Origin of the sequence: Streptomyces europaeiscabiei (genome assembly GCF_001550375.1) — a bacterium.
In the GTDB taxonomy this organism is placed as follows: domain Bacteria; phylum Actinomycetota; class Actinomycetes; order Streptomycetales; family Streptomycetaceae; genus Streptomyces; species Streptomyces europaeiscabiei.
Genome location: NZ_LRTR01000219.1, coordinates 1 through 11,666 on the forward strand (window position 1 = coordinate 1; position 11,666 = coordinate 11,666).

The 11,666-nt window shown below is 72.0% G+C and carries 10 protein-coding genes; 7 read left to right on the top strand and 3 right to left on the bottom strand.

Annotation, left to right across the window (positions count from 1 at the left end; all coding sequences use genetic code 11):
* Together AWZ10_RS10780 and AWZ10_RS10785 are read right to left on the bottom strand one after the other, a co-directional pair.
* On the bottom strand, positions 1-631 hold a 631-nt coding region (locus tag AWZ10_RS10780; RefSeq protein WP_159058247.1), incomplete at its 3' end, for an FAD-dependent oxidoreductase.
* Positions 632-839: 208 nt separating this feature from the next.
* Entirely contained in the window at positions 840-2,117 is a 1,278-nt protein-coding gene (locus tag AWZ10_RS10785; protein ID WP_408993575.1) for a carboxylate--amine ligase, read from the bottom strand.
* Positions 2,118-2,308: 191 nt separating this feature from the next.
* On the opposite strand from AWZ10_RS10785, the gene fahA reads away from it, so the two are divergent.
* From fahA to AWZ10_RS10820, 7 genes are all read left to right on the top strand, one after another.
* A complete protein-coding gene (fahA, locus tag AWZ10_RS10790; RefSeq protein ID WP_060890954.1) occupies positions 2,309-3,577 on the top strand; it encodes a fumarylacetoacetase in 1,269 nt (422 codons plus the stop codon).
* 510 nt (positions 3,578-4,087) lie between these two features.
* Positions 4,088-4,888 (top strand): GntR family transcriptional regulator, encoded by an 801-nt coding sequence (locus tag AWZ10_RS10795; RefSeq protein WP_060890955.1) that lies wholly within the window; start codon positions 4,088-4,090, stop codon positions 4,886-4,888.
* A gap of 110 nt (positions 4,889-4,998) precedes the next feature.
* Positions 4,999-5,226: a 4Fe-4S dicluster domain-containing protein gene (locus AWZ10_RS10800; RefSeq protein ID WP_030790138.1), complete on the top strand. Its 228-nt coding sequence runs from the start codon at positions 4,999-5,001 to the stop codon at positions 5,224-5,226.
* Positions 5,227-5,253: 27 nt separating this feature from the next.
* Positions 5,254-6,639, top strand: coding sequence for an ABC transporter substrate-binding protein (locus AWZ10_RS10805; protein ID WP_060890956.1), 1,386 nt, complete (start codon positions 5,254-5,256; stop codon positions 6,637-6,639).
* Complete coding sequence (locus AWZ10_RS10810; protein WP_060890957.1) at positions 6,636-7,580, top strand: ABC transporter permease; 945 nt, start codon at positions 6,636-6,638, stop codon at positions 7,578-7,580. Before AWZ10_RS10805 ends, AWZ10_RS10810 begins: the two co-directional genes overlap by 4 nt.
* Entirely contained in the window at positions 7,564-8,382 is an 819-nt protein-coding gene (locus AWZ10_RS10815) for an ABC transporter ATP-binding protein (protein WP_244172457.1), read from the top strand. Before AWZ10_RS10810 ends, AWZ10_RS10815 begins: the two co-directional genes overlap by 17 nt.
* Positions 8,383-8,448: 66 nt before the next feature.
* Complete coding sequence (locus tag AWZ10_RS10820) at positions 8,449-11,265, top strand: fumarate reductase/succinate dehydrogenase flavoprotein subunit (RefSeq protein ID WP_060890960.1); 2,817 nt, start codon at positions 8,449-8,451, stop codon at positions 11,263-11,265.
* A 37-nt stretch (positions 11,266-11,302) separates the two neighbouring features.
* On the opposite strand, the gene AWZ10_RS10825 is transcribed toward AWZ10_RS10820, so the two are convergent.
* The coding region (locus AWZ10_RS10825) for a TetR-like C-terminal domain-containing protein (RefSeq protein WP_060890958.1) at positions 11,303-11,666 on the bottom strand (364 nt) is incomplete at its 5' end.

Sequence of the window (11,666 nt, forward strand, 5' to 3'; positions counted from 1 at the left end):
GCGCCACCACACGCACCCGCGCGCCGGCCTCGGCCGCCAGTGCCGCCGTCTCCAGGGCGGACTGCCCCGCGCCCACGACGATCAGGTCCTTGTCCTTGAACCGGCTCAGCTCGGGGTGCTGCGAGCTGTGCGAGACGGGCCCCGTGGGGGCGGGTCCGTCCACGGCCGCACCCTCCAGCTCGGCCGGCAGATGTGCCAGTCCGAACAGCCCGCTCGCCACGACGACGGCCCGTGCCGCGAACAACTCCCCCGAGTCCAGTTTCAGTTCGAACCCGCCACCCTTGCTCCGGTCCACGGACACCACGCGCACCTGCTCCAGCTCGGCCACGAGCCGCTGCTGGAACCACTCCCCGTACGCGACGAAGGTCTCGACGGGGATGATGTCCTCGTCCGTCACCAGCCGCCGGATGCCCGCCGCGTCGCAGTAGTCGGCCAGGGTGTTGCCGCGCTGCGGGGCGTCGATGCTCGACGCCACCGGGGTCGATTTCAGGAGCATCCCGGCGGGCATGTTGTCCCGCCAGCTCACCATGGGTTCACCGAACACCCGGACCGGAATGCCGTGCGCGCGCAGGTGCGCGGCGGCGGACAGACCGAAAGGCCCGGCGCCGATGACTGCTACCGGTTGAATCACGAAGTCCCTCCCCAGGACACGTCATGCCTACTTCGTGCGCCTTCTGCTCCTGCTTCTTGCTTCCCTGGTTCTGCCTTTCCTGGTTCTGCCTTTCCTGGTTCCGCCTTTCCTGGTTCTGCCTTTCCCGCCCCTGCCTTCCCGCCCCTGCCTTCCCGCTCCTGCCTCTGTTCCCGCTTCGGGTGGCCAGGGGCGCACACGCTTCGGTTGGCTAGGGGCGCACATGGGCATTGCCGAGGCGGTTGGTCCGCCACAGGTGATACAGATGCTTCGCGCCCGGCCGTACGAAGCGCGCGAGCATCGTGAGGAAGGGCAGCGGATCGTCACCCGCGAGCCACGCCAGCTCCGTACCGCTCGCGCGAGCCGGCGCGTGCGGTGTGGTGTACCCGCTGCGCCGGTAGGCGAGCAGGGCCGGCAGATCGATGTTCTCCACGATGTACCGCCGCCCGGCGAGCTGTTCCCCCTCCGGCACCGCCCGCCCGGTCAGATCGAGGTGCATGGCGCGTACGACGTCGATCCCGGCCTCGTTCTCGAAGAGCCGGAACTGCGCGCCCATCCGGGGATTGAAGTCGAGCAGCTTGTACCGCCCGTCCCGCCGGTCGAACCGCAGATCGAGGTCGATGACCCCGCTGAACCCGATCTGCTTGATGAACCGCGCGGCGATGTCCGCGAGTTCGGGATTGTCGACGACGTACGCGTTCGCCGTCATGCCCGCGTGCGGCGGCCACGACCGCACCTTCACCCCGGTGAACATCGCGAGCGGCGTCGAGTCCGCGTCGAAGTACGCGTGCACGATCCAGTCCTCGGCGTCCTCCCGGGGCAGGTACTCCTGCAGGATCACCCCGGGCCGCTCACCCCATCCGCGGGCCAGCCGCAGCAGGCCCTCCCGGTCGGCGATGCGGGTCGTCCCGTTGACCGCGGGCTGCCTGCGCCGCTCGAACGCCTCCCGGTTCTTGGCCACCACGGGGAAACAGGCCCGCTCCGCGAACCGTTCGACCTCCTCGTACGACTGCGGGAACGAGCTGACGGGGCTGGAGATGCCGTGCTCCACGCACAGTTCGTGCAGCCCCTGTTTGCTGGCGAGCCGGCGCGGAAGCTTCCCGTCGACACGGGGGAAGAGAAACCGGGTCGCCAGTTCCTCCTGGTGCTCGGCGATGAGCACCGCGGCTTCCTCGTCGGTGGGAATCAGCACGGCCGGCCGCCCTATCCGCCGGCCGATGCGCAGCAGCCCGTCCACCAGCCACTCGGGCTCCTCCGTCCCGGTGGTCGGCCACACGAACGCCCGCCGCAGATAGCGCGAGACGGCGGCCGGCGTGTACCGGTCCTCCGTGATCGCGTACATCGGCACGCCGAGCCGCCCCAGGCTGCGGATGGCTCCGACGCCGCCATGGTGCAGCGGATAGTCACCGAGCTTCACGACGAGTCCTGGAACGTCTTGGTCCGCCTGTACCGGCGCACCCCAAGTACCCCTGGCCACGGGTCCCCCCACGTGTCCCCCCTACGGACCCGGACCCACCCCGTCCGCGTCCCCCAGAGGACGCTAAGCCGGAACCTTTCCCTCCGACCCTCCCCTATCAGGACATTGCGAACTCTTTAGACACTCCCCGATCTTCGCAGCGCCCCGTAACGTGTGGCGCGACCAGAGGTACGACGGAAAGCACGAGAGCGAGGCAGCACCCGATGCCCCCCTTCGATGTCCCCGAAGGCGATCCCTTCGACGTCCCCGAAGGCGATCCCTTCGACGTCCCCGAGGGCCACCCCTTCGGGCCGCACAACCTCCCCTACGGTGTCTTCTCACCCGCCGGTTCCGACGCCCGTACGGTCGGGGTCCGCCTCGGCGAGCACGTCCTCGACGCCGCGGCGGCGGCCCGCGCCCTCGGCTCCCCGTACGCCGCGCTCCTGGCGCACCCCACGCTCAACCCCCTGCTGGCGGCTGGGCGCACGGCCTGGTCGGACCTGCGCCGGGCGTTGACCGCGTGGCTCACGGTGCCTTCGCACCGGGAGACGATCGCGCCGCACTTCCACGCGCTGTCCGCCGTGACCCTGCATCTGCCGTTCGAGGTGGCCGACTACGTCGACTTCTACGCCTCCGAGAACCACGCGCGGAACGTGGGCCGGATCTTCCGTCCCGACTCCCCGGACCCGCTGACCCCCAACTGGAAGCATCTGCCGATCGGTTACCACGGCCGGTCCGGCACGGTCGTCGTGTCCGGGACGGAGGTGGTACGGCCGTCCGGCCAGCGCAAGGCACCCGCCGATCCGGTGCCCGTGTTCGGTCCGTCCGTGCGGCTGGACATCGAGGCGGAGGTCGGCTTCGTGGTGGGCGTGCCCTCGGAGATGGGGCGGCCGGTGGGGCTGGGGGACTTCCGCGACCACGTCTTCGGGCTCTGCCTCCTCAACGACTGGTCGGCGCGTGATCTGCAGGCCTGGGAGTACGTTCCCCTCGGGCCGTTCCTCGGGAAGTCCTTCGCCACGTCGGTCTCGGCCTGGATCACGCCGTTGGACGCCCTGGACGAGGCGCGGGTGTCTGCGCCGGAGCGCACGTATCCGCTCCTTCCCTACCTGGACGACTCCGCGCCGGACGTCGATCCCGGGGGGTACGACCTCCGTATCAGCGTCGCCGTCAACGGGCACGTCGTCTCGGAGCCGCCCTTCTCCACGATGTACTGGACCGCCGCGCAGCAGCTGGCCCACATGACCGTCAACGGCGCCTCGCTCCGTACGGGCGACCTCTACGGCTCCGGCACGGTCAGCGGGGGTGCCTCCGGCGAACGGGGCTCGTTGCTGGAGCTGACCTGGAACGGGCAGGACCCTCTCGACCTCCCCACCGGCAAGCGCACGTTCTTGGACGACGGCGACGAGGTGACCCTCACGGCGTGGGCGCCGGGGCCGGGCGGGACGCGGGTGGGACTGGGCGAGGTCACAGGGAGGGTCAGGGGTCGGGAGTAGTGGGGTGCGCCCTGTGTGGAGCGGGGCGCGTTGACGGTGGAGCGGGGCGCGTATTCCGTGGGGCGCCGTGTCGTGGGCGGGGCGCGTGTTCGCCGTAGGGGCGCCGTGTCGTGGGCATTGTGCCGTGCGCCGTGGTTGCTCGCGCAGTTCCCCGCGCCCTTCGGGGCGCGGCCACGGCCGCGAAGAGCCGCCCACCCTCAGGCATAGCTGCGGGCAATCGTGCCGCTGGGGCGATGGGGGTACCTCCCTCTCGAGCGAAGCCGAGAGTGGGGGAGGGTGGGCGCGGCGGCACCTCGTAGCCGCCGAGCGGCGGCACCCCGCCCCCGCCCGGCCCCGCGCAACGTCACATCCCAGCCACCGGCCCTTCGTTCCCACCCCTTGGACAACCCGGTGGCAGATCTTCCTCACACCACCGCAAAACCCCAGCTCAGCACCCCCAGGCCCAGCCGGTCACATGGCGCAACACTCCGGCAACATTTCCTTCCCCACCATTTCGGTATGGTTCAAAACATGCCACCCACCGACCGCATCCGAGAGCACGCCGGCCAGGGCGCGACCACCGTCGCCGCCCACCGCGCGCGCCGCCGGCTGCGTGCGGACCAGGCGCGGCAGCTCGCCGACCTCCTCCGCCGCCAACTCCTCACCGGCTGCTTCGAGAACGGCACGCTCCCCCACGAGTCCTCCCTCGCCGTCGACTACCGCGCGACCCGCAACACGGTCCGCGAGGCCCTGGACCTCCTTCGCGCCGAAGGCCTCGTGGAACGGTTCCCCGGCGTGGGCACCGTCGTCGTCGCCCGGAAGTACCCCCACGGCCTCGACCACCTGATGGGCCTCGCGGAAACCCTCCGTGAACACGGCACGGTCACCAACGAGGTCCGCACCATGGGCCCCGCCCCGGCCCCCACCCCCGTGGCCGACCGCCTGCACCTCCCACCCGGCACCGACGTCCTCTACATCGAGCGCCTGCGCCGCCTGAACGGCCTCCCCCTCTCGCTCGACCTCACCTACATCCCCCTGGCCCTCGGCTCCCTCGACATCGGCACGGCACTCCTCGGCGCCGACCTGGAGAACACCGACGTCTTCCGCCTCCTGGAGACGATCACCGGCCGGCGCCTCGGCCACGCCGAGATCACCCTGGAGGCGGTGAACGCGGACACCCACTCCGCCGCCGTACTCGAAGCCCCACGCGGCTCGGCCGTCCTGATGCTGGAACGCCTCACCCACCTCGCCGACGGCCGACCCGTCGACCTGGAGTTCATCCGCTTCCGCGGCGACCGCATCACGATGAGCGGCCTGCTGCACCGCTCCTAGTCCCGCATCCCCCACGTGTAGTCCCGCATCCCCCACGCGTAGTCCCCCATCGCCCCGCGCTCCCCCGCGCGTCTCGCGACCCCTCGTATCCGCCCTCCCTGGAGACAGCCATGCCCTTGGTGCCGCAGCGGGCCGACGTGCCCGTGACCATCGACGAGTCGAAGTGCATCGACGGCTGCACCCTCTGCGTGGACATGTGCCCGCTGGACTCCCTGGCCATCGACGAGAGCAACGGCAAGGCGTACATGCACGTCGACGAGTGCTGGTACTGCGGCCCGTGCGCGGCCCGCTGTCCCACCGGCGCCGTCACGGTCAACATGCCCTACCTGCTCCGCTGAACGCTCCGGTGAGAGGCCCGAACTCCCATGAAGACCAAAGCAGTCGGTTCACACAAAGCAGTCGGTACGTACAAAGCAGTCACCCTGACCACGGCCCTCCTGCTGTCGCCGGCCCTGACCGCCTGCGGCAACGCCAGTGACACCGCCGCGGACGGCGGGACGGTCACCGTCACCGTCGGCTACCAGTCCAAGACCATCAACACCGTCACCGCGGGCACCCTCCTGCGCTCCCTCGGCTACTTCGAGGAGGAGCTGAACGCGCTGGGCGGCAGGACGACGTACAAGGTCGACTGGCAGGACTACGCGACCGGCGCCCCCATCACCGCCCAGATGACGGCCGGGAAGATCGACATCGGCTCGATGGGCGACTTCCCGCTGCTCCTCAACGCGGCCCGCGGCAAGCAGCTCGGCAAGCCCACCCGGCTCGTCGCGGCCACCGGCTACAACCTCCGGGGCGGGCTCAACACCATCGTCACGGCCCCGGACTCGAAGCTGAGCACGCTCAAGGACCTGAAGGGCAAGAAGGTCTCCACGAGCATCGGGTCCGCCGCCGACGGCACCCTCGTACGAGCGCTGCAGAACGCCGGCCTCGACGCCGACAAGGACATCGAGAAGCTCAACCAGCAGCCGGCGGTCGGCGCGTCCGCCCTCTCCGGGGGCAGCACGGACGCGCTGTCGCAGTTCGTGGCGTGGCCGGGGCTGCTCACCTACCAGGGCAAGGCGAAGGCCCTGTACGACGGTGCCCAGCTGGACCTGCCGACCTTCCACGGCGTGACGGCCCGCGAGGACTTCGCCGAGCAGCGGCCGGCCGTCCTGGAGGCCTTCCTCAAGGCCCAGGCCAAGGCCACGGACTACCTCAACGAGCATCCCGTGCGGGCCGCGGAGAAGGTCGCCGACGCCACGGGGCTGCCTGCCGAGGTCGTCTACCTCTACAACGGCGCGCACGGCATCGCGACCTTCGACCCCGCGCTCAAGCCGGCGCTGATCGCCGCCCTGAAGAAGGACGTCCCGATCCTCAAGGCGGCCGAGCTGACGGGCGACGTGGACGTGGACGCGTTCGTCGACGACCAGTACGTCCGCAAGGCGCTCGGCACGTCGTACGAGAAGCAGCTCGCCGCGGCCCCCGCCCCGGCCGGGAGCGAGGTCTGGCCCGAGAACGCCACCGAGACCCGGTCCTTCAAGACGCCCGCCGAGCTCCTCGCCTACGTCGCCGGGCACAAGGACGGGATCCGCGCCGCGTACGTCCCGGACGCCACGACCGGTACCCAGTGGTTCGCCGACAAGGCGGTGTGGGTGGCCGACGGAGACCAGCTCCTCCCCTTCGTCGCCCCGGCCACGGCGAAGGCGTACGTCGCCGGCCACGACGGCGCCGAGGTCGTCACGTACGCCGCCGCCCTGGAGCGGGCGTCGTGAGCGGCCCCGCCGAAGGCGACGGCCGGCGCGCACGGAGTCTCGGCTCCCGGCCCGCGACCCGCTACGCCCGGCGGGCGGTGTCCCTGGTCGCGGCCCTCGCCCTCTGGCAGCTGCTGACCAGCCTGGACGTCGACGTGTGGCTGCGTTTCTCGCAGTTCCCCACGGTCACGGACGTGGCGCACGCCTTCGCGGACCGAGTGACCGGGCCGGACTACTGGACGGACCTGACCGACAGCCTCACCCGCATCCTGACCGGCTTCCTGCTGGCGGCGATGCTGGGGGTGGCGGTGGGCGTCCTCATCGCCCGCTCCCGTCTCGCCGAGGACCTGCTCGGGCCCGTCCTGGAGGTGATCCGCCCGATCCCGGCGATCGCCCTGGTCCCGGTGGCGATCCTGCTGTTCCCCTCCAACGAGCAGGGCATCGTCTTCATCACCTTCACCGCCGCGTTCTTCCCGGTCCTGGTCTCCACCCGGCACGCGGTACGGGCGCTGACCCCGGTGTGGGAGGAGGCGGTCCACACGATGGGCGGCGGCCGGTGGCGGGTGCTCGCCTCGGTCGTCCTGCCGGGCGCGCTGCCCGGCATCTTCGGCGGCCTGTCGGTCGGCATCGGCGTGTCATGGATCTGTGTGATCTCCGCCGAGATGATCTCCGGGCAGTACGGCGTCGGCTACCGCACCTGGCAGGACTACACGGTCGTCAACTACCCGGGCGTGTTCGTCGGCATGGCCACGATCGGTGTCCTCGGCTGGCTGACGTCGACCGCCGTGGAGCTGGTCGGGCGCCGGCTGACGCACTGGCTGCCCCGCACCTCCTACGCCGCCGGGAACCCGTCGCCCCGGCCGCGGCGGGCTCCCCGGTCCACGACCGCGACCCCGACCGCTGCCGCCACTCCCACCGCCAAGGCCGAGACCGAGGAGGCACGTGATGAGCACCTCGTCTGAGACCCGGGCCCACGCCCCTGCGGAGGCACCGCCACAGGCCGCCGAGGAGAAGCGGGCACCCGCGTCCGTGCGCGGCACCCGCCTCACCCTCCACGGCGCCGACCTGGGCCGCCCCGACGCCGTCGCCGTGACGGACGTCGACCTGGACGTCGCCCCCGGAGAGATCCTCACCGTCGTCGGCCCGTCCGGCTGCGGCAAGTCGACCCTCCTGCGCACTCTGGCGGGCCTGCTGGCGCCGCTCTCCGGAGAGGTCACCCAGGACGGGAGCCCCCTGACCGGCCCGTCCGCCGAACGCGCCCTCGTCTTCCAGGAGGACGCCCTCCTGCCCTGGCGCACCCTGCGCGCCAACGTCGAACTCCCGCTCGCCATCCGCGGCCTGGCGCGCGCCGAACGCCGTACGCAGGCCGAGGCGTGGCTGTCCCGGGTCGGGCTCGCCGAGTACGCCCGGCAGCTGCCGCACCGTGTCTCCGGCGGACAGCGCCAGCGCGCACAGCTGGCCCGCGCCCTCGCCGGGCGCCCCCACGCCGTCCTGATGGACGAGCCGTTCGGCGCGCTCGACGCGCAGACCCGGGCCGGTATGCAGGACCTGCTGGTGGAGGTGTTGCGGGGCACGGGCGCCACGGTCGTCTTCGTCACCCACGACGTGGACGAGGCCCTGTTCCTCGGCGACCGCGTCGCCCTCCTCGGCTCCGGCCGGCTGACCGCCGTACGCGAGGTGCCCCGCCCCCGTGACCGTTCGGCCCACGACGACCCGGCACGCGTGGCCCTGCGCCGCGACGTCCTGACCTCCCTCAGCGTCTGAGCGCCTCGGCGCCCGAGCCACGCCCCAGCTGAGCAACCGCACTCGAAAGGCACCCCGGTGGACACGGTGGACACAGTGGAGACCCCCCTCACGATCCCGGCGCTCGCCGACGCCGAGGAGCTGACCTGCGACGTCCTCGTCATAGGCGGCGGCACCGCCGGCACCATGGCCGCCCTGACCGCCGCCGAGCACGGGGCGAACGTCCTGCTCCTGGAGAAGGCACACGTCCGTCACTCGGGCGCCCTCGCCATGGGCATGGACGGCGTGAACAACGCCGTCATCCCTGGCCGCGCCGAGCCCGACGACTACGTCGCCGAGATCACCCGCGCCAACGACGGCATCGTCGACCAGTCCACGGTCCGCCAGACCGCGACCCGCGGCTTCGACATGGTGCGGCGGCTGGAGTCGTACGGGGTGAAGTTCGAGAAGGACGAGCACAACGAGTACGCGGTCCGCCAGGTCCACCGTTCCGGTTCGTACGTGCTGCCCATGCCGGAGGGCAAGGACGTCAAGAAGGTCCTGTACCGGCAGCTGCGGCGGCGGGAGATGCGGGAGCGGATCCGCATCGAGAACCGGGTGATGCCCGTGCGCGTGCTCACGGCGGGCCAGGGCGCGGACCGGCGGGCCGTCGGCGCGGCGGGCTTCAACACCCGCACCGGACAGTTCGTGACGGTCCGCGCCGGCGCCGTCATCCTCGCCACCGGCGCCTGCGGCCGCCTCGGCCTGCCCGCCTCCGGCTACCTCTACGGCACCTACGAGAACCCCACCAACGCGGGCGACGGCTACGCCATGGCTTACCACGCGGGCGCCGAACTGACCGGCATCGAGTGCTTCCAGATCAACCCGCTGATCAAGGACTACAACGGCCCCGCCTGCGCCTACGTCGCCAACCCCTTCGGCGGCTACCAGGTCAACCGGCACGGCGAACGCTTCGTCGACTCCGACTACTGGTCCGGCCAGATGATGGCCGAGTTCGCCGCCGAGATCGCCTCCGACCGCGCCCCGGTCTACCTGAAGCTGAGCCACCTCCCCGAGGAGTCCGTCTCCGCCCTGGAGTCGATCCTGCACACGACGGAACGCCCGACCCGGGGCACCTTCCACTCCGGCCGCGGCCACGACTACCGCACCCACGACATCGAGATGCACATCTCCGAGATCGGCCTGTGCGGCGGCCACTCGGCCTCGGGCGTACGGGTGGACGACCAGGCCCGTACGACCGTCCCGCGCCTGTACGCCGCCGGAGACCTCGCCTGCGTCCCGCACAACTACATGATCGGCGCCTTCGTCTTCGGCGACCTGGCGGGCGCGGACGCCTCCCGGTACACCCCGTACGAGGGCGAGTTGCCCCCCGACCAGCTCCACGAGGCGCACGACCTGATCTACCGCCCCCTCCGCAACCCGGACGGCCCCCCGCAGCCCCAGGTCGAGTACAAGCTCCGTCGCTTCGTCAACGACTACGTGGCACCCCCGAAGTCCGGCTCCCGGCTCTCCCTCGCCCTCAACGCCTTCGAGCGCATGCGCGACGACATCGCCGAGATGGGTGCCCGCACCCCCCACGAACTCATGCGCTGCGCCGAGGTCTCCTTCATCCGCGACTGCGCCGAGATGGCCGCCCGCGCTTCCCTCGCCCGCACCGAGTCCCGCTGGGGCCTCTACCACGACCGCCTCGACCATCCCCAACGCGACGACGCCTCCTGGTTCCACCACCTCGACCTCTACAAGTCCCCTGCCGGCACGATGGAGTTCACGGCCCGCCCCGTCGCCCCCTACCTGGTCCCCATCGAGGAGTTCATCCCGGTCGGCGGCCCCTCCCGACACCTGGGCGAGGTCCACGCGGAGAACGTGGCGACGGCGGGGTCCCGGGACGTGGCACCGGTGGCCGCGGGGACGGCTGCGGGGTCCGTCCCGGAGAGCGGGGCGGGTACCGGGGCGGAGAGCGTGGCCCTCCCCTCCCACCCCACCCCCCCGACCTCCTCCACCCGCCTCCTCGAACTGGTCGCCCTCGCCGAGGAGCAGCCCGAACTCACCGCCCTCCAGCCGTACCTGGCCGACCCGGCACCCGCCGTCCGGCGCGAAGCCGTCGCCGTCCTCACGGAGACCCTCCCGCCCGGCACCGGCTCCGCCCTCGCCGAGGCGCTCCGCGACTCCGCCGCCGAGGTCCGCGCCGCCGCCGCGGCCTCGCTCCGCGAACTCGTCGAGACCCTCCCGTCCGAGCCCGCCCTCCAGGGCGGCCTCGCCGCCGCCCTGGCCGAGCCCGACCCGGTCGTCCGCGCCACCGCCCTGGACGTGCTGCGCGCCCTGAGCCTCGGTGACACCGCCCTGTACGCGGCCTCTCTGACGGACGCCGACATCTCCGTCCGCGTCGAGGCCGTACGCGCCCTCGTCTCGGTCGACGCCGCCACGGAACTGGCCGGGGCCGCGACTGCCGACCCGTCCCGCGAGGTCCGCGTCACGATCGCCAAGGCCCTGGCCACGATCGCGGCGAACACCTCTGCGCCGCAGACCCCCGCCCCGTCGACACTCACCGCCCTGACCGCCCTCACCGACGACCCCGACCCCCTGGTCCGCGCCGCCGCCTACGCCGCACTGGGCACCGTCGGCTGCCCCCCTCCGCTGGCCACCCGAGCCGTGACCGCCCTCAGCGACCCCGCCTGGCAGGTCCGCGCCGGCGCCGCCACGGCCCTCTCCACCGCGCTCTCCCCCGTGGCCGTGCCGGCCCTGGCCTTGGCCCTCACCGACACCAACGCCGACGTCCGCAAGGCCACCGTCCTCTCCCTCACCCACCACGCCTCCGCCGAGGAAGCCCGCACAGCCCTCACCACAGCCACCAAGGACTCCGACGCCGACGTCAGGGCATACGCGTCCCGCGCCCTGTCGGCGTAGCTCAGCCCTGTGCGCCCGCTGCGGCCGGGACGGTGTGTCAGAGGACGGCGAGGCGGTCCACCAGCAGTTCCACGCGCTGCTCGGTGTCGGCCGGTGGCAGCCGTCCCGCCCGGGTCAGGGTCGCGATCCCGTGCAGGGACGCCCAGAACACCTCGGTGAACAGCCCCGGGTGGACGCCGTCCCCGGCGACCTCGTCAAGGCACTCCAACAGGGCGGCGAAGGCATCCTTGAGTGGTTCCGGGGTGTCCTCCTGCGCGTACGCCAGGCCTCCGTCGAGCTGGAACAGGGCGTCATAGACCGCCGGGTTGCGCTCGGCGAAGTCGAGGTAGCCGCGGGCGAGGGCGGTGACCCGGGCGCGCGGACCGTCCGCGGCGGCGGTCGCGGCCCGCAGCGCCGCGGCC

Coding starts and splice junctions, on each gene's coding strand:
- AWZ10_RS10795 (WP_060890955.1), top strand. CDS start 4,088: ATGCCACCCACCGACCGCATCCGAGAGCACGCCGGCCAGGGCGCGACC.
- AWZ10_RS10815 (WP_244172457.1), top strand. CDS start 7,564: ATGAGCACCTCGTCTGAGACCCGGGCCCACGCCCCTGCGGAGGCACCG.
- AWZ10_RS10805 (WP_060890956.1), top strand. CDS start 5,254: ATGAAGACCAAAGCAGTCGGTTCACACAAAGCAGTCGGTACGTACAAA.
- AWZ10_RS10800 (WP_030790138.1), top strand. CDS start 4,999: ATGCCCTTGGTGCCGCAGCGGGCCGACGTGCCCGTGACCATCGACGAG.
- fahA (WP_060890954.1), top strand. CDS start 2,309: ATGCCCCCCTTCGATGTCCCCGAAGGCGATCCCTTCGACGTCCCCGAA.